Below are 26,631 nucleotides of genomic sequence, written 5' to 3'. Positions count from 1 at the left end.
GGAAGAAACGTGTCTGCACCACGTCTGAGGGCGACGCCGCTGCCGGGGATCGGGGTCCAGTACGACCTTGTCACCCGGGAACAACGCCATCTGTCCGTGGTGGCGCACCGCGACGGCGCCCGCACGGTGAGCGTCTACCGGGCCGACGACCCCGACTCCTGTGCGCAGTCCCTGCGACTGACCGGTGCCGAGGCCGGCGCGCTGATCGACGCGCTCAAGCCGGCCCACCACAGCGCCGGCCTGCTCTCCACGACCGAGCTGGGACTGGTCGCCGAGCGGATCGAGGTCGCGGCGGCCTCACGGTGGAACGGACGTGTCCTGGGCGACACGCGGATGCGGACCGAGACGGGCGCGTCCGTGGTGGCGGTGCTGCGGCGGACCGAGGCGATCCCGTCGCCGGCGCCGGACTTCCGGCTCGTCGGCGGTGACACGCTGATCGTGATCGGCACCCGTGAGGGCGTCGACGCGGCCGCGTCGATACTCGGTCGGGAGTGATTCGGTGCACTCCGCGGTCCTTCTGATCGAGTTCGGTTCCATCATCCTCGGCCTCGGTCTGCTCGGCCGGTTCGCCGCCCGCTTCCGTCTCTCCCCCATCCCGCTGTACCTGCTGGCCGGGCTGGCCTTCGGCGAGGGCGGTCTGCTGCCGCTCGGCGCGAGCGAGGAGTTCATCGCGACCGGCGCCGAAATCGGCGTGATCCTGCTCCTGCTGATGCTCGGCCTGGAGTACACGGCCGGTGACCTGGTCACCAACCTGAAGGCCCACTATCCGGCCGGCCTCGTGGACGGGGCGCTGAACGCGGTGCCGGGGGCGCTGGCGGCACTGCTGCTCGGCTGGGGTCCGGTGGCCGCGGTGGTACTCGCCGGCGTCACCTGGATCTCGTCGTCCGGGGTCATCGCCAAGGTGCTCGGCGACCTGGGCCGGGTGGGCAACCGGGAGACGCCGGTGATCCTCAGTGTCCTCGTCCTGGAGGACCTGGCGATGGCGGTCTACCTGCCGATCGTCACCGCGCTGGTGGCCGGGGCCGGGCTGCTGGCGGGCAGCCTCACGCTCGCGATCGCGCTGGGCGCGGCGGGACTCGTCCTGTTCGTCGCGGTCCGCTACGGCCGCCTCATCTCCCGTTTCGTCTCCAGCGACGACCCCGAGAAACTGCTCCTGGTCGTGCTGGGGCTGACCATCCTGGTCGCGGGGATCGCGCAGCAGCTCCAGGTCTCGGCCGCGGTGGGCGCCTTCCTGGTGGGCATCGCGCTGTCCGGCGAGGTCGCGGAGGGCGCGCACACCCTGCTGAGCCCCCTGCGGGACCTGTTCGCGGCCGTCTTCTTCGTCTTCTTCGGGCTGCACACCGACCCGGCCAGCATCCCGCCCGTCCTGCTCCCCGCGCTCGCCCTGGCGGTCGTCACGGCCGCGACGAAGATCGCCACCGGCTACTGGGCGGCCCGCCGGGCCGGGATCTCCGTCAAAGGCCGCTGGCGGGCGGGCGGCGCACTGGTGGCCCGCGGCGAGTTCTCGATCGTCATCGCGGGGCTCGCGGTCAGCGCGGGCATCGAACCGTCGCTGGGCCCCCTGGCCACGGCGTACGTCCTCATCCTGGTCGTTCTCGGTCCTCTCACCGCCCGCTTCACGGAACCGGTGGCGTCTCGGTGGACCCGCCGCTCCGACCGCCGCGCGCAGGCACCCGAACGTTCTTCGTGTACGGCGAAGGCTGAGGCGGGCGCGTCGGTAGGCGGCGACTGAGCCGTCCGGACCGGTCAGCCCTGGCAGCCGGCGGCGGGACCGCCTCCCCGTACTCGCCGTCACCGCCGCGGGAAGCGCCCCAGCCTCCCCTGGTCAGCACCGCGTCCCGGCTGGCAGGATCGCGCGCATGTCCAGAGGCTTCCCCCACATCGGCAGGCGCCGGGCCCTTCAGGGTGCTGCCGCCGGCTTCGTCGCGTTCGGGCTGCTCCTGTGGTGGCTGCTGCCCCTGGGCGAGGAGCCGCCGAGCGGGACGATCACGTTCAGCACGGGGACACCGGCCGGCGTGTACCAGAAGTACGGAAAGTTGCTGAAGGACGCGATCGGCAAGGACATGCCCGCCCTGACGGTCCGCCTGAAGGACAGCGACGGCTCACAGGTGAACGTCGCACGTGTGGCGACCGGGGAGGCCGACTTCACCATCGCCGCGGCCGATGCGGTGAAGACGTACGAACTGGACAAGGGGGCCGACGCCGACAAGCTGCGCGGTGTGGCGCGTCTGTACGACGACTACGTCCAGCTCGTCGTGCCGCGCGACTCCTCGATCCGCTCCGTGGCCCAACTGGAGGGCAAGCGCGTTGCCATAGGGCCGGCCGGGTCGGGTGTGCGGCTGATCGCCGACCGGGTGCTCAAGGCGGCGGGTATCAACGCGCAGAAGGACATCACGCCGTTCCCGGACGGCATCAACACCGGCCCGGGCCAGCTGAAACGCGGCGAGATCGAAGCGTTCTTCTGGTCGAGCGGGCTGCCGACCGAGGGGCTGGAGAAGCTGTCCAAGACCTTCGCCTTCCGGTTCGTGCCGATCGGTGCCGACCTCGTCACGAAACTGCACGACCAGGGCGGCGCGAGCGGCTACTACCGGGCCACCAACATGCCGGCGTCGGCCTATCCCTCGGTGCAGAGGGGATCCACGGTGGCGACGATCGCGGTGTCCAACCTGCTGGTGACGCGCGCGGACATGGACCCGAGACTCACCGAGTGGCTGACCCGGACCGTGATCAGGAGCCGGGACCACATCGGCGACAGAGTTCACTCCGCCCAGTTGGTCGACGTCCGCACGGCGATCTACACGGATCCCTTGCCCCTGCACGACGGCGCCCGTCGCTACTACCAGTCCGTCAAGCCGTAGAGAGCGTGCGTACGCAGTTGACGTGTCGTCACCGCAGGCGGTGGCGTACGGACGCTCGCTCGCCCGCCGTGTGCGGAGTCCTGCGCGACGCCGCGCCGCGCCTCACGCGGACACCGCACGACGGCTGACGAGCACGCCGTACCCCACCTCACGCCGGCGGCCCCGACCGCGGCACCCTCACCGTGACCGTCAGGCCGTGCGGCTCGTGGTGGTCGTAGGAGATCGAGCCGCCGCCCGCCGCCAGCAGGGCCCGGGAGATGGACAGGCCGAGGCCGGAGCCCTTGACGTTCTGGTGGCGGCCGCTGCGCCAGAAGCGGTCGCCGATGCGGGCGAGTTCCTCGTCGCTCAGACCCGGGCCGTTGTCGCTGACCACAACGGTGGAGGTGTCGCCGTCGGAGGCGACCGTGACCTCGACGGTCTCGGCCCTGGGGGTGAACTTCACGGCGTTGTCGATCACCGCGTCCAGCGCGCTGGAGAGGGTGACCGGGTCGGCCCAGGCGGTGGTGGGCAGGCAGTCGCCCACCAGCCGTACGCCCTTGGCCTCGGCGGTCGGCGTCCAGGCGGCGACTCGCTCGGCGGCCAGGGCGCCGATGTCGGTGATCCTCAGGTCCGCCTCGGTGTGCTCGGCCAGGGCCAGGTCGAGCAGATCGTCGAGGACCTGGGCAAGGCGCTTGCCCTCGGTCTGGACGGAGGCGATCTCCTGGTTGCCCTCCGGGAGTTCGAAGGCGAGCAGTTCGATGCGGAGCAACAGCGCGGCGAGCGGGTTGCGCAGCTGGTGCGAGGCGTCGGCGACGAAGGCGCGCTGCTGCTCCAGCACGTCCTCGACGTTGTCCGCCATCTCGTTGAACGCCCGGGCGAGCCTGCGCAGTTCCGGCGGGCCGCCGGCGACCCCGACCCGGGACTTCAGGGCCCCGCTCGCGATCGCGTGGGTGGTGGCGTCCAGGACACGAACGGGCCTGAGCACCCAGCCCGTCAGCCGCAGGGCGGCGCCGACGGCCAGCAGCATCGCGGCGATCTCGCCGGCGCCGATGACCAGCCAGCCGTGCAGGATCCGCGACCGCATCTGCCCGGTGGGCGAGTCGGTGACCACCACCGCGACGACATCGCCGTCCCGGATGACCGGCGAGGCCACCACCAGTCGGTCGCGCTGCCAGGGCCAGACCTGCTTGGGGTCGTGGCTGCGCCGGCTGAGCAGCGCCTCGGCGAACGCGTCGCGCACCACGCCCGTCCCGGGGACGACGAAGTCGGCCGGCGCCTTGGCCATGGCGTTCTCGTTGGCGTAGAAGACACCGGCCTGGATGCCGTAGACGCCGTAGTAGCTGGCGAGTTCGGTGTTCAGGGTCTCCTGGCGTTCGTTCGACGCACCGGGCGGGTCGGTGACGAACTGGGCGAGCGCCGCGAAGCGCGCCGTGTCGTCGATCCGGTCGACGACCACCTTCTGCTGCTGGGCGGCGGCCACGCTCACCGCGAGCGGGACGCCGAGCGCCAGCAGCACGGCCGCCATCAGGACGATGAGCAGCGGGAGGAGTCGTGTACGCACCCGGCCCCGCTAAGCGTCCGGGGCGACGAGCCGGTAGCCCACGCCGCGCACGGTCTCGATCAGGGCCGGCATGCGCAGCTTGGCGCGCAGTGAGGCGACGTGCACCTCAAGAGTGCGCCCCGTCCCCTCCCAACTGGTGCGCCACACCTCACTGATGATCTGTTCCCGGCGGAAGACCACTCCCGGGCGCTGGGCGAGCAGCGCCAGGAGGTCGAACTCCTTGCGGGTCAGCTGGATGACCGAACCGTCCACACTGACCTGACGGGTGGGCAGCTCGATGTGCACCGGACCGAGCCGCAGCCCGCCCTCTCCGCCGCCCTGGGTGTCGTCCTGGACGGTGCGCCGGCTGACGGCGTGGATACGGGCGAGCAGCTCGCCGGTGTCGTAGGGCTTGACCACGTAGTCGTCGGCGCCGAGGTTGAGGCCGTGGATGCGGGAGCGGACGTCGGAGCGGGCCGTGACCATGATCACCGGGGTGCTGGTGCGCTTGCGGATCTTGCCGCACACCTCGTAGCCGTCCTGGTCGGGCAGGCCCAGGTCGAGGAGGACGACGCCGAAGCCGGCGCCCTCCGGGACGAGCGCCTGGAGGGCCTCCTCGCCGCTGCGGGCGTGCGTGACGTCGAAACCGTGGCGCGCGAGGACCGCGGACAGGGCCGCGGCCACATGGTTGTCGTCCTCGACGAGGAGAAGTCTCATCCGGCCCCCTTCGATTCATCGGACGTACCCTCTGAATATGTGCTGAATACATGCTGCATGCGGTCCGAATGCACACAAATCACGCGCACGCGCGCGTGCATGCCGTGAGCAGTCACGCTGATGAATGAGGACGGCGTCAAGAGGGTTCCGGTTGCGGGCGCCTTCCGTTACCCGGCCGATACGGACCCAGGTCGCAAGTGCTACGACAGGTGTCCGATTGCTATCGGATCGTGATGCTCAGATTCCCCTCAGATGTAATGACGCTGGTCGCGTGCCATTACTAGGGTCCTTCGCAACCGAGGAGGACGGAGCCCAAAAGCGATGACCGAAGTATCGGTGGCCAAGGAAGATGTGGCCGCGACCGGCGAACTGGTCGTCCTGAAGAGCGTCAACAAGCACTTCGGCGCGTTGCACGTGCTCCAGGACATCGATTTGACGATCGCCCGCGGCGAGGTCGTGGTGGTCATCGGACCCTCCGGGTCCGGGAAGTCCACCCTGTGCCGCACCATCAACCGCCTGGAGACGATCGACTCCGGCACGATCACCATCGACGGCAAGCCGCTGCCCCAGGAAGGCAGGGAGCTGGCCCGGTTGCGCGCCGACGTCGGCATGGTGTTCCAGTCCTTCAACCTGTTCGCGCACAAGACCGTGCTCGAGAACGTCATGCTGGGCCAGATCAAGGTCCGCAAGGCGGACAAGAAGCAGGCCGAGGAGAAGGCGCGATCCCTGCTCGACCGGGTCGGCGTGGCCACGCAGGCCGACAAGTACCCCGCACAGCTCTCCGGCGGCCAGCAGCAGCGCGTGGCCATCGCGCGGGCCCTGGCGATGGACCCCAAGGTCATGCTCTTCGACGAGCCCACGTCGGCTCTCGACCCGGAGATGATCAACGAGGTCCTGGAGGTCATGCAGCAGCTCGCCCGTGACGGCATGACCATGGTCGTCGTCACCCACGAGATGGGTTTCGCCCGTTCGGCTGCCAACCGCGTCGTGTTCATGGCCGACGGTCGCATCGTCGAAGAGGCTGTGCCGGGCCAGTTCTTCAGCAACCCCCGCAGCGACCGGGCCAAGGACTTCCTGTCCAAGATCCTGCACCACTGACGGCCCCGTCACGCGCCTGAGACCTGCGTCGCGGCCCCTGAGGGTCCGCATCTTTCACAGACAAAGGATGTTCACCATGAAACTCCGCAAGTCCGCCTCCGCGGCCGTCCTCGCCGTCCTCGCCCTGACCGTCTCGGCCTGTGGCGGCGAGTCCGGCAACGCCGGCGACACGCCCGGCGAGACCGGCGGCGCGAACCAGCCGAAGCTTCCGACGTACACCGTCGCCTCGGACGTGAAGGTCGACTCCCCCACTCTGAAGAAGGCCCAGCAGGCCGGCAAGCTCGTCATCGGCGCGAAGAACGACCAGCCGTTCCTGGGCTTCGAGGACACCGACGGCAAGCGTTCCGGCTTCGACATCGAGATCGCCAAGATGGTGGCGGCCGACCTCGGCTTCAAGCCCTCGCAGATCGAGTTCAAGACTGTCGACTCGAACGTCCGCGAGACCACCATCTCCAAGGGCGAAGTACAGCTCTACGTGGGCACGTACACGATCAACGACGAGCGCAAGAAGCAGGTCGGCTTCGCCGGACCGTACTTCCTCGCGGGCGCCGACCTCCTCATCCGCGCGGACGAGAAGGGCATCACCGGCCCCGACTCGCTCAAGGGCAAGACGGTCTGTTCCATCAAGGGCTCCACTCCGCTCCAGGAGATCAAGAAGCCCAAGTACGGTGCCAAGACCGTCGAGTTGTCCAAGTACTCCGAGTGCGTGCAGCAGTTGCTCAACAACGAGGTCGACGCGGTGACCACCGACGACGCGATCCTCAAGGGCTATGCCGCGCAGCGCCCGACGAAGCTGAAGGTGGTCGGCAAGCCGTTCACCAAGGAGCCGTACGGCGTCGGCATGAACAAGGACGACAAGGCCCTGCGCGACGCGGTCAACGACGCCCTCGAGGCGCACGAGAAGAACGGCGACTACAAGAAGGCGTACGACGCGACGCTCGGCCTGTCCAAGTCGGCGTACACGGAGCCCCCGGCCGTCGAGCGTTACTGAGGATCGGTGCGGCGTCGCGACCGGGGAGCCGGCCACGTCCGCCCTCACCGACCGGCCGCCGTCATGAACCGTCCGTCCCGGGCGCCCGCACCCTGCGCGCCCGGGGCGGCCCCTCCCCTGCCCGTACGCCGCCCACGAGGACCTTCTCCGTGAACGTACTGCTCGACCATCTCGCGGAATTCCGCGAGGGGTTCATCGGCACTGTCCTGCTGACCCTGGCCAGCGGACTCCTCGCGATGGTGCTGGGTGTCATCATCGCCGGATTCCGTGTCTCTCCCGTGCCTCCGCTGCGGCTGCTGGGCACCGTCTGGGTCACCCTCTTCCGCAACACCCCCCTGACCCTGCTCTTCCTCGTCGCGTGGTTCGTGGTCCCCGTGATCTTCGTGCCGGGCCTCAGCCCGTGGACGAAGGCCCTCCTGGCACTCGGTTTCTACACCTCGTCGTTCGTCTGCGAGGCCATCCGCTCGGGCATCAACACCGTGCCCGTCGGACAGGCGGAGGCCGCCCGTTCCCTGGGCATGACCTTCACGCAGACGCTCCGCATGATCGTGCTGCCTCAGGCCACGCGCACCGTGATCCCGCCCCTGAGCTCGATCTTCATCGCCCTGACCAAGAACTCGGCGATCGCGGGCGCGTTCAGCGTCACCGAACTGTTCGGCGTGCAGAAGCTGCTCAGCGACCAGGGCTTCGCCATCGCCTGGATCTTCCTGTGGGTGGCCCTCGGCTACCTCGTCATCACTTTCTCCATCAGCGGTCTCTTCCGGCTGCTGGAGCGGCGCCTGGGGGTCGCACGATGAGTTCGAGCGTTCTGTACGACGCGCCGGGCCCCCGCGCCCGGCTGCGCAACCGCCTCTACACGGTCCTCGGTTCCCTGGCCGTGCTGGGTCTGATCGTCTTCGCCGTGTACCGGCTGCACGCCAAGGGCCAGCTGGAGCCCGAGGTATGGGACATCTTCAACAACGCCGGTGTGCGGACCAACCTCCGTGACGGCCTGCTGACCACCTTGAAGGTGTTCGCCGTCGCCGGCGCGCTGTCCCTCGTCCTCGGCCTGCTGCTCGCCGTCGCGCGGCTGTCGGAGCACAAGGCCGTCCGCTGGTTCGCCACGGGGTTCATCGAGGTGTTCCGGGCGGTACCCCTGCTGATCACGATCTACGCCCTGTGGGTGCTGTTCCTCACCTACAAGAACGACCTCGGCGTCCTCGGCACCGACACCGGATTCTGGGGCCTGGTCGTCGGCCTGACCATCTACAACGGTTCGGTCCAGGCCGAGGTGCTCCGCGCGGGAATCAACGCCGTGCCCAAGGGGCAGGTCGAGGCGGCGTACGCGCTCGGGCTGCGCAAGCACCAGGTCATGACCACGCTGTTGGTGCCGCAGGCCGTGCGTTCCATGCTGCCCACGATGATCAGCCAGCTGGTGGTCACGCTCAAGGACACGTCCCTGGGCTACATCATCCTGTATCCGGAACTGCTCTACGCCGCGCGCACGATGGCCGGCAACATCATCGTGAACGGCGAGAACCCGTTCACCGCCGTCACCATCGTCGTCGGCGCGATCTACATCGCGATGTGCCTCGCGCTGTCCTCCCTCGCCAGTTGGATCGAACGGCGCGGACGCCGCGCGAAGACCGGCGTCGCCGTGGCCGCGGCGGCCGAGCCGGCCGAGCAGCCGGGCGTCCTCGACGTCACCGAAGGGCCCCTCGGCCCTGTGGAGGGCGACGAGAACCGCCCGACGGCGAAGTGACGGCGACGCCCGGTCCTGTCCGGCGGCGGGGTCTGCGACACCGCCACCAGCGGCTCCCGGGCAGGACCGGGCACGGTGTCCCGCTTGTCCGCGCCTCGGGGACCGGCAGGACAACCCGTCAGCGGTGACTCCTGCGGCAGGGACCCGCCCCGCTCCCGGAGGCAGACGCCCGCGCCGGCCTCGCGAGGGGCGCGGCGCGGAGGGCGCGCAGGGACTCAGCGCACCGGTGTCCTGCTCCGTCGCTCCGCTCCCGGCCGAGGGCGTCACCGGCTCTGCCGGACCGAGCCCGACACCGGCTCCACCGGCCCAGGGCCGTCACCGGTGAGACACGGTCAGCCCGGCCGCGGCCACCGTCACTTGACGCAAGCACCCGCAATAGGTTGCATACGTTCTGTGATCGTGCACCCTGCTCCACCTGCCTGTTCGCCCACGTCCTCCACGATGTCACCGCGAGCAGGGGGCGCCGCGCCGTGGACCCGGTGATCATCGTGGGGGCGGGGCCCGTCGGGCTTGCGCTCGCCCTTGCGCTGGCGCGTCAGGACGTGCCGTCCGTGGTGCTCGACGAAGGGCCCGGGAAAGACGAACCGCGTCTCGCGCGCACCGTGGTGCTGCGCGAGGACACCGCCGCCCTCATGGAGCGGCTGTCCGGGGTGTCGTTCGCCGACGCCGGTGTCCATTGGGCCGGATGGCGGTCGATGCGGCGCAAGCAGGTGATGCGCGAGGTCACGTTCGGCGCCACCGACCCCGAGGCCGAGCCGGCCGCCGACGCCGGCCCCGCCCCCTTGCACATCGCCCAGCACGTCCTGACCGGGGCCCTGCGCGCCGCCCTGGCCCGCGAACCCCTCGTCAAGATCGCGGTGGACAGCCGCCTCGACAGCATCGAACAGGAACCCTCCGGCGTCACCGCCCACACCCGCGGCCCCAAGGGCACCTGGTGGCGCGGCAGTTACCTGGTCGGCTGCGACGGCACCCGCTCGACCGTGCGCAAGCTCCAGGACATCCGCTTCCCGGGCCGTACCGCCGTCGAACGGCACGCGGTCGCGGCTCTGCGCACGGAACTTCCCCGGCCCGACGAGGCGTTGCTCCACCGGATGCCCCCATGGCGCACCTCCGGCCCCTCCGCCGGTGAGATCACCGCCCGCCCCCTGCCGGACGGGGTCTGGCGCCTGGACTGGCTGCTGCCGCCCGGCAAGGACCTGGTCACGCCCGAGCTGCTGGTGGCCCGCGTCAGGGAGACCCTGGCGGGCTGGACCGGCGGGTCGACGCCGCCGTACGAACTCCTCGACACCGGCGTGCACACGGTCCACCACCGGCTGGCCCGCCGCTGGCGTGCGGGCCGGGTCTTCCTCGCCGGGGACGCGGCGCACCTGCTCGGCGCGCTCGGCACCCAGGGGCTCGACGAGGGACTCCGGGACGCCGACAACCTCGCCTGGAAGCTGGCGCTGGCCTGGCACCACGGGCCGCACGAGGCGCTGCTCGACAGCTACCAGGCAGAACGGCGCGCGGTCGTCGCCGCCCGACTGCGCGCCGCCGACCAGGCCCTGCCGCTGCTGCGCGGCGGCACAGGCCTGCGCGGGTACGTTCCCGGCTCGGCCCGCGGCAACGACGCACTCCTCACGGACGGTCACTTGGGGCGCGGAGTTCTGGGTGCGCCGAGGGCGTACGCCGACTCACCGCTCGCCCCCCGGCAGCTCGAAGGAGAGACCCTCGTCGGCACGGAGCCCGGCGCGCCCGTCACCGATGTGCGGGTGACCGCGGAGGACGGCTCCTTCGTGCGACTGCGCGACCGCCTCGGTCACGGCGCCCTGCTCGTCGTACTGATCGCCCCGGGCACCGGCGTGTGGGAGCGCAAGCACTGGGTGACCGCCGGGATCATGCCCCGGCTGGCGGCGGCGGTGACCGCGCTGCCGCACCCCGCCGAACTGCTGGTCGCCGAGGAGTACCCGGGCGCCGCCCCCCACACGGTCCTTCTCGTACGACCGGACGGTCACCTGGTCACCGCGCTGACCGGCGTGCGTCCGGCCGACCTGTACGCGGCGGCGGAGTCGGCACTCGGCGGCCCCTCGAAGACGGAGGCGCGGGCCGGGTCGCACTGACCCGCGCGCGTGCTCCTCGTCACTGTGCGTCCACCGCTGGGCGTCCACATAGTGACAGTGAGTTGACCGGCCCGGACCCTCATGGTGTACTCCGGATCGTGACCGACACCTGTGTGCGCCTGTGGCGGAGGGTCCATATGGACCTCGTCCGCTATGCGGGCTGCGTGTGTCGCCCGTCCCACTGACTTCGCATCTCTTCCCACCCGCGCGCGCCACCTCGGTGCCTCCGCGCGCTCCCCGCGAACGTTCTCCAGGACGGTACCCGTGTCTGCATCGCCCGCTGTGTCCACCTCCCCCAACGCTGCCGCTGTTTCCGCTCCCACCCAGGCGGACCTCTTCGACTTCGTACGGCGCGCGGCCGTCGACACCGAGCTGATCGACTCGTTGCCGCTCGACCCCGAGGGCCGGACCTGGATCCGGCTGGAGGGGCCCGGCGGCAGCGAGGCCTGGCTGATCGGTTGGCCGCCCGGCAGCGGTACGGGCTGGCACGACCACGCCGACTCGGTCGGCGCCTTCGTCGTCGCGGCCGGCGAGCTCAAGGAGCACTCGCTCGCCGCGCGGCTGCCCACCGACGGCTGGAAGACGCTGGAACTGGCCGAGGACGTGGACCGGGAACGCCGGCTGCCGGCCGGAAAGGGCCGCGCGTTCGGCCGCCACCACGTCCACGAGGTACTCAACGAGTCCACCGAACGGCACGCGATCTCCGTCCACGCCTACTACCCGCCCCTGCCGCAGATCCGCCGCTACAGCCGCAGCGGACCGATCCTGCGCCTGGAGCAGGTGGAGCGCCCGGAGGACTGGCAGTGAGCCCGGCGGGACCAGTGAGTGGGGGCAGTGTGTCCGGACCGCCGGTCGCGCCGGTCGGCATCGACGAGTTGCTGGAGCGGGTGCGCGAGGGCTACGAGCGGATCGAGCCGCAGGACGCGTACGACGCCGTCCGGGCCGGGGACGCCCTGCTCGTCGACATCCGGTACGCGGCCCTGCGTGACCGGGACGGGGTGATCCCGGGCGCCCTCGTCGTCGAACGCAACGAGTTGGAGTGGCGCCTCGACCCGCACGGCAGCCACCGCGCACCCGAGGCCACGAGCCACGACCTGCGTGTCGTGGTCATCTGCAACGAGGGCTACGCCTCCAGCCTGGCAGCCGCATCCCTGCACCAGTTGGGCCTGCACCGCGCCACCGACCTGATCGGCGGGTTCCAGGCGTGGAAGGCGGCGGGGCTTCCGGTGACGCCGCCTCAGGGCAGTCGGGGAGCTGGTTGACCAGGGAACCGGGGTGAGTGCTTTCGGTGAAGGGCTGGGCCAACCACCGAACCGTTCGCCTGCTGCCGTGCGGCCTGGAGCGAGTCCGCGGCAGCGGGATCGAGAACGCGCGCTCCCGGGAACCCGCGCAAGTACCGACGACGGCCAGCACCACCGTCGGCGTCCTTCAGAACCCTTCGTCCTCGAGGAACTCCGTATCCTCGCCCTCCTCATCGAGGGCCTGTCGGACCACTCTCAGGGCCATGCCCTCCGGGTAGCCCTTGCGGGCCAGCATGCCCGCGAGGCGGCGCAGCCGCTTGTCGCGGTCGAGGCCGCGGGTGGAGCGCAGCTTGCGGGCGACGAGTTCCCGCGCGGTCGCCTCCTCCTGCTCGGAGTCGAGCTGAGACACGGCAGCGTCGATCAGGGTGGGGTCGACGCCCTTGGTCCGCAGTTCCTGGGCGAGTGCGCGGCGGGCCAGCCCTCGGCCGTGGTGCCGGGACTCCACCCAGGCATCCGCGAACGCGCTGTCGTTGATCAGCCCGACGTCCTCGAACCGTGACAGCACCTCCTCGGCCACGTCGTCCGGGATCTCCCGCTTGCGCAGCGCGTCCGCGAGTTGCTTTCGCGTGCGCGGGGTCCCGGTGAGCAGGCGCAGGCAGATCGCCCGTGCCCGCTCCACCGGGTCCGCTGGGGGTTCCTCCTTCTCGGCCCTCGACGAGAGGGAGGAACCCCCGGCCTCACCGGACGACTCCTCGCGGCCACGCCGACGGCGTCCGCGTGAGCCGCCCGCGCCACGACTCGCGCCCCTGGGGCGCGAGGTGCCGGCGGACGAGTCGGCGCCGAACTCCGAGCCGCTGTCCGGCCCGTCCTCCGGTCCGTCCGGCCACCGTCCCCCGCCCGGCTCGGCGCCCGCCTCGGCGTCGTACGGCCCCCTCGTACCGTACGACGCCGCGCGGGCGTGGATTTCGTCCGTGCCGTGGGCCGGGGAGCCGTGCCTCGGACCGGCCGAGCCCCTGGTGCCTGGTCCGCCCCGCTCCCGCGGGGCGTCCTGGTAGGTGTACTCGGCCCAGTCGGTTCGCCGTGTCACGGTCAGCTCTTGGCTGCGGCGGCCTTGGTCTTGGCCACCTTGGCCGCCGCGGGGGCGGGCACGGTCTTCGCGGCATCGTCCGCGGGGGCGGAGACCGCCGCGTCCGCGCCCGGCTCGGCGGCCGGCTCCTCCGGCCGGACCCCGACGCCCAGCTTCTCCTTGATCTTCTTCTCGATCTCGTTGGCCAGGTCGGGGTTGTCCTTCAGGAAGTTGCGCGCGTTCTCCTTGCCCTGGCCGAGCTGGTCGCCCTCGTACGTGTACCAGGCGCCGGCCTTGCGGACGAAGCCGTTCTCCACGCCCATGTCGATCAGGCCGCCCTCGCGGCTGATGCCGTGCCCGTAGAGGATGTCGAACTCGGCCTGCTTGAAGGGCGGCGCGACCTTGTTCTTGACGACCTTGACGCGGGTGCGGTTGCCGACCGCTTCGGTGCCGTCCTTCAGTGTCTCGATGCGCCGGATGTCGAGTCGCACCGAGGCGTAGAACTTCAGCGCCCGGCCACCGGTCGTGGTCTCCGGGGAGCCGAACATCACGCCGATCTTCTCGCGGAGCTGGTTGATGAAGATGGCGGTGGTCTTGGACTGGTTGAGCGCGCTGGTGATCTTCCGCAGGGCCTGGCTCATCAGCCGGGCCTGCAGACCGACGTGGCTGTCGCCCATCTCGCCCTCGATCTCCGCGCGCGGGACGAGCGCGGCGACGGAGTCGATGACGATCAGGTCGAGGGCGCCGGAGCGGACGAGCATGTCCACGATCTCCAGGGCCTGCTCGCCGTTGTCCGGCTGGGACAGGATCAGGTTGTCGATGTCGACGCCGAGCTTCTGCGCGTACTCGGGGTCGAGGGCGTGCTCCGCGTCCACGAACGCGACCTGGCCGCCGGCCTTCTGAGCGTTCGCCACCGCGTGCAGGGTCAGGGTCGTCTTGCCGGAGGACTCCGGTCCGTAGACCTCGATGACGCGGCCGCGCGGCAGGCCGCCGACGCCGAGGGCCACGTCGAGCGCGGTCGACCCGGTCGGGATGACCTCGATGGGCTCCTTCGACCGATCGCCCATGCGCATGACCGCGCCCTTGCCGAATTGCCGTTCAATCTGTGCGAGTGCGGCATCAAGGGCCTTCTCGCGGTCGGTACCTGCCATGGGTTCCACCCGATTTGCTTGAGTCGATCGCTTCACGTCAAAGACGCTAACGCCTGCCACTGACAATGCGCCCCGACGCTCGTCCGGCCTGTGGATAACTCAGGCGCTTCTCCACCCAAATCGGGCTGAAGTTCCCATCCAGAGGCTCGTCGGAGCCTCCATAAGAATGGATGTTCGATTTTCGTGTCAAGCGCACCACGCGGCACTCCCGAGACTGCACGGGGCAGTTCGGACCCCGGCTGCTTCCCACGGTGTACGGCGGGTGTCTTCCGCCGGAGGACGACGAGGCGGAGCGTCCTCGCGAGGCTTGAGGCATGGAGAACCCGAAGAGCAACCGAGAAGCGTGCCGGGCCGCCAGGCCCCCTGCCGTCACCGCGACACTGGCCGCGCTGCTCCTGCTGGCCGTCTCGATCGTCGGCCAGATCGCGGCCGGCGCGGACTATCCGGCCGTACCGCCCGGCGTCGTCATCCCGCTCGTGGCCGGCGGCCTGCTGCTGTGGCGCACGAACCGCTGGACATCCGGCCTCGCGCTCGCTGTGGGCCTCCTCATCGGCATCGGCGCGCTCCTGACCCCGAACACCGGGGACCACCTCTCGTCGGGCGACGCCGCACTCCTGACCACAACCGTCGCCGAGCTGGTCGCCCTCGCCGGTCTGGTCGTCGCCGGAGCCGCGGCCACGCTGCGCGGGACGGGAACGCGGGCCTGATGGACGCCGGCCCGACCGACCCGCCCTCGGCACGGACAGTGCCGCCGGCCCTGGGACCGCGAGTGCCCGGCATGCGCCGCCCCGAGCGCCTCTGCCACGCCACCGGGCTCCTCCTGATCGCCTCCGGTCTGGCCCATCTGATGGTGTTCGCCGTCGACGGCGGCCCCTGGGACGGGCCGGTCTCCTGGCGCAAGCCGGTGACGTTCGGGCTCTCCTTCGGGGTGACGCTGATCGCGGTCACCTGGGTCACGTCCTACGTGCGCGTGCAACCACGGCTGCGTACCACCCTGCTGCTCGTCTTCGCCGCGGACTGCGTCGTGGAGGTCGGTGGCATCACCCTTCAGGCGTGGCGCCGGGTGCCCTCGCACCTGGACATGGAGACCCCCTTCGACACCGCGGTGTCCATGACGCTGGCGGTGGGCGGCGGTGTCCTCGTGGTGCTGCTCACCGTGTTCGCGCTCGCGTCCTTCCGGCACCGGCCCGCCGGGCCCCCGGAGATGGTGCTCGCCGTGCGCGCCGGGTTCGCGATTCTGCTCGTCGCCCTGGCCTCGGGGGCCGCGATGATCGCGCGCGGGGTCGTACTCACCCGCGCCGGTCATCAGGAGGCGGCGTACCGCTCGACGGCTCCGCTCAAGCCGCTGCACGGGGTCAGCCTGCACGCCGTCCTGGTGCTGCCGGCCCTGGCCTGGCTGCTGTCGCGCACATCCTGGAGCGAGCCGACCCGGCAGCGGATCGTGACCGCGGCGGTCTGCTGTTACGTGACCGCCGTCGTCGGGGCCGGGACATGGGCCGGCATCACCCACTGACCGCTCGCCCTCACCTGCTCACCACCCGGACCTGCGCGGCGACCGGCCCGCCGGCCTCACGTACCACCGGAGGAGGGTCCGTCGGAGGCAGGACCCGAAGACGGTCCGTCGGAGGCAGGACCCGAAGACGGTCCGTCGGAGGCAGGACCCGAAGACGGTCCGTCGCCCGAGTCCTGTGCCGCCGTTCGCCGCCCCCACGGCTCACGCGCGCGCGTGAGCAGCCCCTCCACCGGTCTCCGTCTCCGGTGCCCATGCACCCGGGGGTCGTCCGTGACGTCGTACCGCTTCACGTACGCCCCGAGGAAGGCCTGGAGCGTGGCGACCGCCGGGATGGCGATCAGGGCGCCGACGGCACCGAGGAGAGCGGTGCCGGCGATGACCGAGCCGAAGGCGACCGCGGGGTGGATGTCGACGGTCTTCGAGGTCAGCTTGGGCTGCAGGACGTAGTTCTCGAACTGCTGGTAGACCACGACGAAGATCAGCACCCACAGCGCGTACCAGGGATCGACCGTGAAGGCGATCAGCATGGGCAGGGCGCCCGCGAGATACGTGCCGATGGTGGGGATGAACTGCGAGACCAGTCCCACCCAGACGGCGAGCACGGGTGCGTACGGCACGCCCAGGGATTGCAGCAGGATGTAGTGCGCGATGCCGGAGATGAGCGCCATCAGGCCGCGCGAGTATATGTAGCCGCCGGTCTTGTTCACGGCGATCTCCCACGCGCGCAGTACCTCCGCCTGCCGGGCGGGGGGCAGCACGGAGCAGATCGTGCGGCGCAGCCGTGGGCCGTCGGCGGCGAAGTAGAACGAGAACAGCGCGATCGTCAGCAGCTGGAACAGCCCGCCGAGGACCTGCGCGGACACGTCCAGGACGCCGGTGGCGCTGTTCTGCACGTAGTTGCGCAGCCAGCCGGACCGGAGCAGGCCCTCCTGGACGTCCACACGTCTGAGCTCGGTGTGGAAGTGCGTGTTGATCCAGTTGATGACCGAGTCGAGGTAGTCGGGGAAGTCCTCGACGATCTTGATGATCTGACCCGCGAGCATCGAGCCGAGCAGCGTGATGAAACCCGCGGTCACGATGAGCACGGCGAAGAACACGAGGAACGTGGCCAGTCCCCTGCGCATGCCGCGCGAGTTCATCCAGCTCACCGCGGGTTCGATGGCCAGGGCCAGGAAGAACGCGATGAGGATGTTGATCAGCAGGCCGGTGAGCTGGTGGAAGGCCCAACTGCCGAGCTGGAAGACGGCGATGAGGGCGAGGGCGAGCACCAGGGCGCGCGGCAGCCAGCGGGGCATACGGGCGCTCGGCCCGGCGGCGCCGTCGTCGGCCGGGGGCCGGGTGGGCGGCGTCGCGCCGAACGGAGATGCGTGCCGGCCGGTCTCGTCAGTGGGTGCCACGGTGCAAGTCTCGCCCACCGGACCGACAATCGGTTGCCCTGGTGCGATCTTCGTGACCGATCAGTGCTTGTCCCGCGAAACGTTCACGGCCGGTCAGTGTTTCTCCCCCGGAACGTTCATGACACTGCAGACCACACGCCAGACGTCCTTGGCGTCCCATCCGGAGTCCAGTGCCTCGTGCACCGTGCGCCCGCCGAGCTCCGTCATCACGTGGTCGCGCGCGAAGGTGTCGGCGTAGCCCGGACCGAAGTGATCCGCCATCCGCTGCCAGAAGACCGTCAACCGCATGCCTCCAGTATCCCGCCCCTGAGGGTGGGCCTGAGCCAGGACCGCTTGCCGAGACCGCTTTCCGCCCTACGGTCTGACGCATGGCCGAAACCGGAGCTTCCCCACTCCTCCCGACGCCCCCGGCGCACTCCCCGCTCGCCCGCGCCGAGCACTTCGTCTGGCTCACCGCGCGTGTGCTGGAGCAGCGCCTCTTCGCGTACCACTTCCTGCGCGGCAGCGCCGACCCTGTGGAGACGGCGCTGGACGCCTACCGCAACACGGACGGCGGATACGGCCACGCGCTGGAGCCCTATCTACGGGGACCCGTGAGCCAGCCACTGCACACCGGTCACGCCCTGCGGGTCCTGGACGCCATCGGACGCTGCGGCGGACAGCGCGTGGAGCGCGTGTGCCGGTACCTGACGTCCGTGACCGCACCGGACGGTGCCCTGCCGGCGATCCGTCCCAGCCAACGCGGCTACCCCACCGCTCCGTTCATCCCGGTCCTGGACGACCCGCCGAGCGACCTCCTCGCCACCGGGCCGGTGGTCGGCCTCCTGCACCGCAACGAGGTGTGGCACGCCTGGCTGTTCAGGGCCACGGATTTCTGCTGGCAGGCGGTGGAGTCCCTGGAGCGGTCCCACCCGTACGAGATCCAGGCGGCCGTGGACTTCCTGGACTCCGCGCCCGACCGCCCGCGCGCGGAGGCGGTCGCCGACCGCCTGGGCCGCCTGGTGCGCGAGCAGCGACTCGCGGTGCTGGACCCGGACCGGCTCGACGGCTACCCGGTCGCGCCGGGATATGCGTCCGGCGAGCACCACTTCCCGTACGACTACGCGAGGACGCCGAGCTCACTCGCGCGCGCGTGGTTCACGGACGACGAGATGTCCCGCTCCCTGGACTTCCTGGCCGACGAGCAGCGGGAGGACGGCGGCTGGCCGATCCGCCGGCGCCTGTGGGCCCCGGGCACCGCCCTGGAGGCCCGCCCCGTCGTGACCATCCGGGCACTGCGCACCCTGGCCGCGTACGGCCGTCCCTTGAGCTGAGCTACCTGCGGGCAACTCGGCGTACCGCCGATACAGGGCCACGCCCCGCACCACGGCGGTGGCCCCGGCCGCCCGCGGCGGAAGCGGACGGGGCGGGGTGTCCGCCCGCAGCGGTTGTCGCGTCAACACCAGCCAGTCGGTCGAAACCCGATCCGCGACGTTCGAGGACGGACACCCCCGCCGGCCCCGATTCGCACGCACCTCAGTCGCTACGCGCACCCCCCGATGCGCACCTCCCCGCAGGCATCACCACGCACACCTCCACCCACCCGCACCGCACACCCACAAGCCACAAGCCACAAGCCACAAGCCACCCAAAGCCTCACCGCGGCATCGTCGCAGCTCAGCGCCATTGTCAGTCCCGAGGTGCAGGATGGACACATGGTCAGCGACGCACACCGAGCCCTCGACGGCTTCTCCCCCGCGACCCGCGGCTGGTTCACGGGCGCCTTCGACGCGCCCACCGCCGCCCAGGCCGGCGCGTGGCAGGCCATCGCAGCGGGTTCGGACGTGCTGGTCGTAGCCCCCACCGGCTCCGGCAAGACCCTCGCGGCCTTCCTCGCCGCACTCGACCAGCTCGCCTCCACACCCCCGCCCGCCGACCCCAAGAAGCGCTGCCGGGTCCTGTACGTCTCCCCCCTCAAGGCTCTCGCCGTCGACGTGGAACGCAACCTCCGCAGCCCCCTGACCGGCATCCGCCAGGAATCCGTACGTCTGGGCCGGCCCGAGCCGGAGGTCAAGGTCGGCATCCGTTCCGGCGACACCCCCGCCGCCGAGCGCCGAGCGCTGTCCACCCGCCCCCCGGACATCCTGATCACCACTCCGGAGTCCCTGTTCCTGATGCTGACGTCGGCCACGCGTGACGCGCTGACCGGAATCGACACGGTGATCCTCGACGAGGTGCACGCGGTGGCGGGCACCAAGCGCGGCGCGCACCTGGCGCTCTCCCTGGAGCGCCTGGACGAGCTGCTGCCCAAGCCGGCCCGCCGGATCGGCCTGTCGGCGACGGTCCGCCCGGTCGACGAGGTCGCCCGGTACCTCTCGCCGCGCCGCAAGGTGGAGATCGTCCAGCCGAAGTCGGGCAAGGAGTTCGACCTCTCGGTCGTCGTCCCGGTCGAGGACCTGGGCGAACTGGGCGGCTCCCCGGTCGCCGACGGCTCCGAGGGATCGAACGGCGCGGACCGCCCGTCCATCTGGCCGCACGTCGAGGAGCGGATCACCGACCTCGTCCAGGCCCACCGCTCGACGATCGTGTTCGCCAACTCCCGCCGCCTCGCCGAACGGCTCTGCAACCGCCTCAACGAAATCGCGTACGAGCGAGCCACCGGCGAACCGCTGGACGAGCACCACGCCCCCGCCGAACTGATGGGCGGCTCGGGTGCGGCACAGGGCGCGCCCCCGGTCATCGCCCGCGCCCACCACGGCTCGGTCTCCAAGGAACAGCGCGCCCTCGTCGAAGAGGACCTCAAGGCCGGCCGCCTCCCCGCCGTGGTGGCCACCTCCAGCCTCGAACTGGGCATCGACATGGGCGCGGTGGACCTGGTCATCCAGGTCGAGTCCCCACCCTCCGTGGCCTCCGGCCTGCAACGCGTCGGCCGCGCGGGACACCAGGTCGGAGCCGTCTCCACCGGCGTGGTGTTCCCGAAGTACCGCGGTGACCTGGTCCAGGCGGCAGTCGTCACGGAGCGCATGCGCACCGGGTCCATCGAGTCGCTGAAGGTCCCCGCCAACCCTCTGGACGTCCTCGCCCAGCAGCTCGTCGCGATGACCTCGATGGACACCTGGCAGCTGGACGACCTGCTGGCGATGGTCCGGCGGGCCGCCCCCTTCGCCTCGCTCCCCGAGTCCGCGTTCACGGCCGTCCTCGACATGCTGGCCGGTCGCTACCCCTCCGACGCCTTCGCGGAACTGCGTCCGCGCGTGGTCTGGGACCGCGTCGCCGGGACGATCACCGGCCGCCCGGGTGCCCAGCGGCTCGCCGTCACCTCCGGCGGCACGATCCCCGACCGCGGCCTCTTCGGTGTCTTCCTCGCCGGCTCCGACCCCAAGAAGGGCGGCGGCCGGGTCGGTGAGCTCGACGAGGAGATGGTCTACGAGTCCCGGGTCGGCGATGTCTTCACCCTCGGCACCAGCTCCTGGCGCATCGAGGACATCACCCGCGACCGCGTCCTGGTCTCCCCCGCCCCCGGTGTCCCGGGCAGGCTCCCGTTCTGGAAGGGCGACCAGCTGGGCCGCCCGCTCGAACTGGGCCGCGCGGTGGGCGCGTTCCTGCGCGAGGTCGGTTCCCTCAGCGAGGAGGACGCCCGTCTCCGCCTCCTCGCCGCGGGCCTGGACGCCTGGGCCGCCGACAATGTCCTGTCCTACCTGGCCGAGCAGCGCGAGGCCTGCGGCCACATCCCGGACGACCGCACGATCGTCGTGGAGCGCTTCCGTGACGAACTCGGCGACTGGCGCGTGGTCGTCCACTCCCCCTTCGGCGCCCAGGTGCACGCCCCCTGGGCACTGGCCCTCGGCGCCAAGCTCTCCGAGCGGTACGGCATGGACGCCCAGGTCATGCACGCCGACGACGGCATCGTCCTCCGGCTTCCCGACGCCGACCTCATGGGCCTGGACCTGCTCGACCAGGAACCGGCGAAGATCGGCACCGAATACGACGCGGACCGAGCCCCCGTCGGCGCGGCGGACGTCGTCTTCGACAAGGGCGAGGTCGACCAGATCGTCACCGACCAGGTCGGCGGTTCGGCCCTGTTCGCGTCCCGCTTCCGCGAGTGCGCCGCCCGCGCGTTGCTCCTGCCCCGCCGCAGCCCCGGCAAGCGCACCCCACTGTGGCAGCAGCGCCAGCGCGCCGCCCAACTGCTCCAGGTCGCCAGCGAGTTCGGCTCCTTCCCGATCGTCCTGGAGGCGGTCCGCGAGTGCCTCCAGGACGTCTTCGACGTCCCCGGCCTGGTCGAGCTGATGGGCGATCTGGAGGCCCGCAAGGTGCGCCTGGTCGAGGTCACCACCCCCGAGCCCTCCCCCTTCGCCCGCTCCCTCCTCTTCGGGTACGTCGCCCAGTTCCTCTACGAGGGCGACTCACCGCTCGCCGAGCGCCGCGCCGCCGCCCTCTCCCTGGACTCGCGGCTGCTGGCCGAGCTGCTCGGCCAGGCGGAGCTGCGCGAGCTCCTCGACGCCGAGGTGCTGACCGAGCTGGAGCGGGAACTCCAGTGGCTCACCGAGGACCGCCGCGTCAAGGACGCCGAGGGCATCGCCGACCTCCTGCGCGTCCTCGGCCCGCTCACCGCCGCCGAGCTGGCCGAACGAGGCGCCGAGCCGCAGTGGGCCCAGGAGCTGGCCGCAGCCCGCCGCGCGATCCGGGTCCGTATCGCCGGCGCGGACCACTGGGCGGCGATCGAGGACGCGGGCCGTCTGCGCGACGCGCTCGGCACAGCGCTCCCGGTGGGCGTCCCGGAGGCCTTCACGGAGCCCGTCAAGGACCCGCTGGGCGACCTCTTCGCGCGCTATGCCCGCACCCACGGCCCGTTCACCTCGGCCACGGCCGCCGACCGCTTCGGTCTGGGCGTCGCGGTCACCGAGGGCGCCCTGCAGCGCCTCGCGGCGACCGGCAGGGTCGTCCAGGGCGAGTTCCACCCGGCCGGGATCGGCCAGGAGTGGTGCGACGCGGCGGTCCTGCGCCGCCTGCGCCGTCGCTCCCTCGCCGCCCTGCGCCACGAACTGGAGCCGGTGCCGCCGCCCGCCCTCGCCCAGTTCCTTCCCCAATGGCAGCACATCGGCAGGGGCCACAGCCTGCGCGGCCTCGACGGTCTGGTGCGGGCCGTCGAGCAGTTGCAGGGCGCGTCCGTGCCCGCCTCCGCGCTGGAGAAGCTCGTCCTGCCCTCCCGCATCGCGAACTACACGCCCGCGATGCTCGACGAACTCACCGCCGCCGGAGAGATCGTCTGGGCCGGAGCGGGCTCTCTGCCCGGCAAGGACGGCTGGGTCTCGCTCTACCTGGCGGACGCGGCCCCTCTGCTCCTCCCACCGCCCCACCCCCTGGAGCTCACCGCCCTCCACCAGTCCGCCCTGGACGCCCTCTCCGGCGGCTACGGTCTGTTCTTCCGTCAGATCGCCGACCAGGTCCGCGCCACCACCCATCCCGAAGCCACCGACCCCCAACTGGCCGACGCCCTCTGGGACCTGGCCTGGTCCGGCCGCCTCACCAACGACACGCTGACCCCCATGCGCTCCCTCCTGGGCTCGGGCCGCACCGCCGGATCCACGGCCCACCCCGCCAAGCGCACCATCCCGCGTGGACGCTACGGCTCCCTGACCGCCGCCGCCCGCCCCGCCTCACGCAGCGGCCCGCCGACCGTCGCCGGCCGCTGGTCCCTGCTCCCGGACCGGGAGGCCGACCCGACCGTCCGCGCCCACGCCCTCGCCCGGGTCCTCCTCGACCGGCACGGCGTGGTGACCCGGGGAGCTGTCTCCGCGGAGGGCGTGGAAGGCGGTTTCTCGGCCGTGTACCGCATCCTGTCCGCCTTCGAGGACAGCGGCCAGGCCCGCCGCGGCTACGTGGTCGAGGGTCTCGGTGCCGCCCAGTTCGCCATGGACGGCGCGGTCGACCGCCTCCGCGCGGTGGCCAACGCCCGCGACCGCGGCGAAGCCCTGCCGCTCCCGCCCCGGACCGACGGCACCCCCGACACCGCCTCCGGCGGCACCGCCCCGTACACCGACTTCGCTCCCGACGCCTTCGGCCCCCTCCCGGACTTCTCCCAGGACGCCTTCGACACCCCCACCCCCTTCGGGTCCGGCGGACAGACCCCGTCCGACGGACAGAGCCCGCCCAGCGGTCGCGCCACCCCCACCGATCCCGACCTCGGCGACGACTGGCCTCCCTTCCCCACCGCACGGAGCGAATGGATCTCCCCCCGCGACCTCACCCCACCGACCGCTCCAGGCCCGGGCACCAGCACCCCGTACGGCTCCGCCCCGTCCGCCCCGGGCACCCCTCAGGGCGGCCCGTACGACCCCTACGGCTCGTACCCCCCGTACAGCTCCGCCCCCACCGGCCGCCGCAACCGCCCCGCCCCCGAATCCCGGGCCGTCGTCCTCGCCGCCGCCGATCCCGCGAACGCGTACGGCGCTGCTCTCACCTGGCCGGAGCCCCCCACCGGCGCCGGACACAAGCCCGGCCGCAAGGCGGGCTCCCTGGTCGTCCTCGTGGACGGCGAGCTGACGCTCTACATGGAGCGCGGCGGCAAGACCCTGCTGGCCTGGCCCTCAGACCCCGACGGCACAGCCACCGACGACCCGCGCCTGAGGGCCGCCGCGGAGGCCCTCGCCGCGGCCGCCAAGGCAGGTTCCCTGGGCACGGTCACCGTGGAACGTGTCAACGGTGCCTCGGCCCTCACGTCCCCCATCGGCACCCTCCTGGAAGCCACCGGCTTCATCGCCACTCCGCGCGGTCTACGCCTCAGAGCATGAAACGACGACACCCCCTCCGCACTCTCACCCAGCCCCCGCAATCACCCCCCGACATCGCCCGGTGTCACGCCCGACCTCCCGCCCGCCAAGGAACCGGAAAACGCACGAACCACCCCCACCGTGCCACTCTTGACTCATGCCCGAAGGAGACACGGTCTGGCAGGCCGCGAGGCGGCTGCACAGCGCCCTCGCGGGCAAGGTGCTGACGCGCAGCGACCTGCGGGTCCCCAAGTACGCCACCGCCGACCTCACCGGCCGCACCGTCCTGGACGTCACCCCGCGCGGCAAGCACCTCCTGGCCCGCATCGAGGGCGGCCTCACCCTCCACTCGCACCTGCGGATGGACGGCTCCTGGAAGGTGTACGCCCACGACCAGCGCTGGACCGGCGGCCCCGCCCACCAGATCCGCGCGATCCTCGGCACCGCCGACCGCACGGCCGTCGGCTACCGCCTCCCCGTGCTCGAGCTGCTCCGCACCGCCGACGAGCACCGCGCCGTGGGCCACCTCGGCCCCGACCTCCTGGGCCCGGACTGGGACCCCGACCTGGCTCTGGCCAACCTCCTCACCGACCCCGCCCGCCCCCTCGGCGAGGCCCTGCTCGACCAGCGCAATCTCGCCGGCATCGGCAACGTCTACAAGAGCGAGCTGTGCTTCCTCCTCGGCGTGACCCCCTGGCTGCCCGTCGGTGCCCTTCCCCACGACCGCGCCGCGCACCTGCCCGCGCTAGCCAGGAGACTTCTGGAGGTCAACCGGGACCGCCCGGTCCGCGTCACGACGGGCCGCCGAGGCCAGGACCTGTTCGTGTACGGCCGCGCGCCCCGCCCCTGCCTGCGCTGCCACACGCCCGTCCGTGTGGCCGACCAGGGCGACGGCTCCCGTGAACGCCCCACGTACTGGTGCCCGACCTGCCAGACCGGCCCCGCGCCGGCACCGGACGCCCACCGGTCACCCCGGGCCCGACCCGTCCGCCCCCCACAGCCCTCCCAGCCGTCCCGGCCAAGGCCGCCCCGTACAGCTCCGCACGACTGATTGACGGGCCGTCAGAAACCCTCGTACCGTCCTCACATGGCCGTCAGCGCGTACGACCTCACCGGACGCACCGCCTTCGTCACCGGCGCCGCCGGCGGCATCGGCCGCGCCTGTGCCGTCCTGCTGGCCCGGGCGGGTGCAGCCGTGCACTGCGCGGATCTCGACCCGCACGGCCTGGACGAGACGGCGAGGAGCATCAAGGAGGCAGGCGGCACCGCCCACCTCCACCACCTCGACGTCACCGACCGGGACCGGCTCCGCCAGGCCGTCGCCTCCTGCGAGCGCCTCGACGTGATGGCCGCGATCGCCGGAATCATGCACAGCAGCCCGGTCCTGGAGACCCGGGACGAGGACCTCGACCGGGTGCTGAACGTCAACTTCAAGGGCGTGCTGTACGCCTGCCAGGAGGCCGCCCGCCTGATGCTCGCCCGGAACACCAGGGGCAGCATCGTCACCATGGCCTCGGGCGCCGTGGACACCGGCGGCCCCGGTCTGCTGTGCTATGGCGCGTCCAAGGCGGCGGTCGTCCAGCTCACGAAGACCTTGGCCACCGAGGTCGGCCGGCACGGCATCCGCGTCAACGCGGTCGCCCCGGGCTGGATCCGCACCCCCATGACGGACCGCCACGACGCCGAGGCCCAGGCGCACACCGAGTCACTGATGGCCCGGATGTCCCCGCTGGGCCGGGTCGGCGAACCCGAAGACATCGCCCACGCCGTGCTCTACCTCGCATCCGACGCCTCGGTCTTCACGACCGGTCAGATCCTCCGCCCGAACGGCGGCGTGACGATGCCCTGGTAGACCCGTCCGCCACCGCCTCACCGGCCCCGTCCGAGGACGCCGTACCCCCATCGGACAACCCGCCACCCCCTCCGCCCCACGGCCGCGCCCCACCTCCCCCACCCGGCGACACCGGACCACCCCCACCGCGCGGCCCCTCACCGCCCGCCCCCGCCACAACCTGCCCACCCGCTACTCCCCAGTCCCTCCCCCACCGCCCCGCGGCCACCACCCCCACAGCCCGCGCCTTGGGCACACAGTGCACCGGCAGCAAACTGAGCCCCCACCCCCCGGCCGCGACCGCCCCCTCCAGCGCCCCCGCGCCCGGCGACAGCGCCAGCCGCAGCACAGCCCACCACCACAGCCCCCCAACGCCCAGAACCGCCCCCCAGGCGCCGCACGCCCGCCAGTCCCGCCAGGGCCGTCGGGCCTCCAGCACCCGCCAGACCCCCCAACGCCCCATCGGCCGTGCCATCGACCCTCCTCCAGCCAGACACCAGTGACCGTCCGCCCCCGGAGGGAGGGCGCACCGACAGCACACGGTCGCGGGCCGGCGCAGAAGGCGGCGCCGCGGCGGCACACCGCCAGGCGGCACACCCGCCACGCCTGCCACGGCTCCACGATGCACGAAGGCCCCGGCCGGCGCCTCTCCAGCTCACC

The 26,631-nt window shown here is 71.7% G+C and carries 23 protein-coding genes and 1 pseudogene; 17 read left to right on the top strand and 7 right to left on the bottom strand.

Going from position 1 to position 26,631, the window contains the following annotated elements; translation table 11 throughout:
* The first annotated feature begins 9 nt into the window (after positions 1 to 9).
* The 3 genes from ACIBK3_RS39995 (at position 10) to ACIBK3_RS39985 (ending at position 2,858) form a co-directional block, all read left to right on the top strand.
* Positions 10 to 495 carry a cation:proton antiporter regulatory subunit gene (locus ACIBK3_RS39995; protein WP_399372945.1) on the top strand — a complete coding sequence of 162 codons (486 nt, stop codon included), beginning with the start codon at positions 10 to 12 and terminating at the stop codon, positions 493 to 495.
* Positions 496 to 499: 4 nt separating this feature from the next.
* Positions 500 to 1,732, top strand: coding sequence for a cation:proton antiporter (locus ACIBK3_RS39990; protein WP_399372944.1), 1,233 nt, complete (start codon positions 500 to 502; stop codon positions 1,730 to 1,732).
* A 127-nt stretch (positions 1,733 to 1,859) separates the two neighbouring features.
* Positions 1,860 to 2,858, top strand: a complete 999-nt coding sequence (locus tag ACIBK3_RS39985; protein ID WP_399372943.1) for a TAXI family TRAP transporter solute-binding subunit — start codon at positions 1,860 to 1,862, stop codon at positions 2,856 to 2,858.
* A 148-nt stretch (positions 2,859 to 3,006) separates the two neighbouring features.
* On the opposite strand, the gene ACIBK3_RS39980 is transcribed toward ACIBK3_RS39985, so the two are convergent.
* Both ACIBK3_RS39980 and ACIBK3_RS39975 read right to left on the bottom strand, forming a co-directional pair.
* On the bottom strand, positions 3,007 to 4,398 hold the full coding sequence (locus tag ACIBK3_RS39980) for an ATP-binding protein (RefSeq protein WP_399372941.1): 1,392 nt from the start codon (positions 4,396 to 4,398) through the stop codon (positions 3,007 to 3,009).
* A 9-nt stretch (positions 4,399 to 4,407) separates the two neighbouring features.
* Complete coding sequence (locus ACIBK3_RS39975; protein ID WP_399372940.1) at positions 4,408 to 5,094, bottom strand: response regulator transcription factor; 687 nt, start codon at positions 5,092 to 5,094, stop codon at positions 4,408 to 4,410.
* Between the two features lie 321 nt (positions 5,095 to 5,415).
* Here ACIBK3_RS39975 and ACIBK3_RS39970 point away from each other — a divergent pair, with 321 nt between their 5' ends.
* The 8 genes from ACIBK3_RS39970 to ACIBK3_RS39935 all read left to right on the top strand — a co-directional run bounded on the left by ACIBK3_RS39970 (position 5,416) and on the right by ACIBK3_RS39935 (position 12,282).
* Positions 5,416 to 6,192 carry an amino acid ABC transporter ATP-binding protein gene (locus ACIBK3_RS39970; RefSeq protein WP_399372939.1) on the top strand — a complete coding sequence of 259 codons (777 nt, stop codon included), beginning with the start codon at positions 5,416 to 5,418 and terminating at the stop codon, positions 6,190 to 6,192.
* 76 nt (positions 6,193 to 6,268) lie between these two features.
* Complete coding sequence (locus tag ACIBK3_RS39965) at positions 6,269 to 7,183, top strand: glutamate ABC transporter substrate-binding protein (RefSeq protein ID WP_030670274.1); 915 nt, start codon at positions 6,269 to 6,271, stop codon at positions 7,181 to 7,183.
* A gap of 149 nt (positions 7,184 to 7,332) precedes the next feature.
* Complete coding sequence (locus ACIBK3_RS39960; RefSeq protein WP_399372938.1) at positions 7,333 to 7,980, top strand: amino acid ABC transporter permease; 648 nt, start codon at positions 7,333 to 7,335, stop codon at positions 7,978 to 7,980.
* Positions 7,977 to 8,924 (top strand): amino acid ABC transporter permease, encoded by a 948-nt coding sequence (locus tag ACIBK3_RS39955; RefSeq protein WP_399372937.1) that lies wholly within the window; start codon positions 7,977 to 7,979, stop codon positions 8,922 to 8,924. The genes ACIBK3_RS39960 and ACIBK3_RS39955 overlap by 4 nt, the downstream gene beginning before the upstream one ends.
* Positions 8,925 to 9,394: 470 nt before the next feature.
* A complete protein-coding gene (locus ACIBK3_RS39950) occupies positions 9,395 to 11,020 on the top strand; it encodes an FAD-dependent monooxygenase (RefSeq protein WP_399372936.1) in 1,626 nt (541 codons plus the stop codon).
* Between the two features lie 98 nt (positions 11,021 to 11,118).
* Positions 11,119 to 11,205, top strand: coding sequence for a putative leader peptide (locus tag ACIBK3_RS39945; protein ID WP_398661230.1), 87 nt, complete (start codon positions 11,119 to 11,121; stop codon positions 11,203 to 11,205).
* A 79-nt stretch (positions 11,206 to 11,284) separates the two neighbouring features.
* Positions 11,285 to 11,827, top strand: coding sequence for a cysteine dioxygenase (locus tag ACIBK3_RS39940; protein ID WP_399372934.1), 543 nt, complete (start codon positions 11,285 to 11,287; stop codon positions 11,825 to 11,827).
* Between the two features lie 29 nt (positions 11,828 to 11,856).
* A complete protein-coding gene (locus ACIBK3_RS39935) occupies positions 11,857 to 12,282 on the top strand; it encodes a rhodanese-like domain-containing protein (RefSeq protein ID WP_399372933.1) in 426 nt (141 codons plus the stop codon).
* A gap of 166 nt (positions 12,283 to 12,448) precedes the next feature.
* Here the strand turns inward: ACIBK3_RS39935 and recX are convergent, their stop codons facing one another.
* Together recX and recA are read right to left on the bottom strand one after the other, a co-directional pair.
* Positions 12,449 to 13,348 carry a recombination regulator RecX gene (gene recX, locus ACIBK3_RS39930; protein WP_399372931.1) on the bottom strand — a complete coding sequence of 300 codons (900 nt, stop codon included), beginning with the start codon at positions 13,346 to 13,348 and terminating at the stop codon, positions 12,449 to 12,451.
* Positions 13,349 to 13,350: 2 nt separating this feature from the next.
* Positions 13,351 to 14,478 carry a recombinase RecA gene (gene recA / locus ACIBK3_RS39925; protein ID WP_399372930.1) on the bottom strand — a complete coding sequence of 376 codons (1,128 nt, stop codon included), beginning with the start codon at positions 14,476 to 14,478 and terminating at the stop codon, positions 13,351 to 13,353.
* Between the two features lie 314 nt (positions 14,479 to 14,792).
* Here recA and ACIBK3_RS39920 point away from each other — a divergent pair, with 314 nt between their 5' ends.
* Both ACIBK3_RS39920 and ACIBK3_RS39915 read left to right on the top strand, forming a co-directional pair.
* Positions 14,793 to 15,185 carry a hypothetical protein gene (locus ACIBK3_RS39920; RefSeq protein ID WP_399372928.1) on the top strand — a complete coding sequence of 131 codons (393 nt, stop codon included), beginning with the start codon at positions 14,793 to 14,795 and terminating at the stop codon, positions 15,183 to 15,185.
* A gap of 71 nt (positions 15,186 to 15,256) precedes the next feature.
* Complete coding sequence (locus ACIBK3_RS39915; RefSeq protein ID WP_399372927.1) at positions 15,257 to 15,991, top strand: hypothetical protein; 735 nt, start codon at positions 15,257 to 15,259, stop codon at positions 15,989 to 15,991.
* Between the two features lie 56 nt (positions 15,992 to 16,047).
* Here the strand turns inward: ACIBK3_RS39915 and ACIBK3_RS39910 are convergent, their stop codons facing one another.
* Positions 16,048 to 17,388: an AI-2E family transporter gene (locus ACIBK3_RS39910; protein ID WP_399372926.1), complete on the bottom strand. Its 1,341-nt coding sequence runs from the start codon at positions 17,386 to 17,388 to the stop codon at positions 16,048 to 16,050.
* Between the two features lie 93 nt (positions 17,389 to 17,481).
* A complete protein-coding gene (locus tag ACIBK3_RS39905) occupies positions 17,482 to 17,676 on the bottom strand; it encodes a DUF3046 domain-containing protein (protein WP_030670239.1) in 195 nt (64 codons plus the stop codon).
* An 80-nt stretch (positions 17,677 to 17,756) separates the two neighbouring features.
* Between ACIBK3_RS39905 and ACIBK3_RS39900 the strand changes: the two genes are divergently transcribed.
* The 4 genes from ACIBK3_RS39900 (at position 17,757) to ACIBK3_RS39885 (ending at position 25,992) form a co-directional block, all read left to right on the top strand.
* Positions 17,757 to 18,701 (top strand): hypothetical protein, encoded by a 945-nt coding sequence (locus ACIBK3_RS39900; protein WP_399372925.1) that lies wholly within the window; start codon positions 17,757 to 17,759, stop codon positions 18,699 to 18,701.
* Between the two features lie 381 nt (positions 18,702 to 19,082).
* Positions 19,083 to 24,161, top strand: coding sequence for an ATP-dependent helicase (locus ACIBK3_RS39895; protein ID WP_399372923.1), 5,079 nt, complete (start codon positions 19,083 to 19,085; stop codon positions 24,159 to 24,161).
* A gap of 136 nt (positions 24,162 to 24,297) precedes the next feature.
* Positions 24,298 to 25,191 carry an Fpg/Nei family DNA glycosylase gene (locus ACIBK3_RS39890; RefSeq protein ID WP_399372922.1) on the top strand — a complete coding sequence of 298 codons (894 nt, stop codon included), beginning with the start codon at positions 24,298 to 24,300 and terminating at the stop codon, positions 25,189 to 25,191.
* Positions 25,192 to 25,227: 36 nt separating this feature from the next.
* Complete coding sequence (locus tag ACIBK3_RS39885) at positions 25,228 to 25,992, top strand: SDR family NAD(P)-dependent oxidoreductase (protein ID WP_399372919.1); 765 nt, start codon at positions 25,228 to 25,230, stop codon at positions 25,990 to 25,992.
* Between the two features lie 184 nt (positions 25,993 to 26,176).
* Here the strand turns inward: ACIBK3_RS39885 and ACIBK3_RS39880 are convergent.
* Positions 26,177 to 26,407 (bottom strand): annotated as a pseudogene (locus ACIBK3_RS39880) (hypothetical protein); the annotation flags it as partial.
* Positions 26,408 to 26,631: the final 224 nt, after the last annotated feature.

The organism is Streptomyces sp. NPDC050287, from assembly GCF_044459385.1.
Lineage (GTDB): Bacteria > Actinomycetota > Actinomycetes > Streptomycetales > Streptomycetaceae > Streptomyces.
The sequence above is the reverse complement of the archived record's forward strand: the minus strand, read 5'-3'. Positions and strand labels throughout refer to the sequence as shown.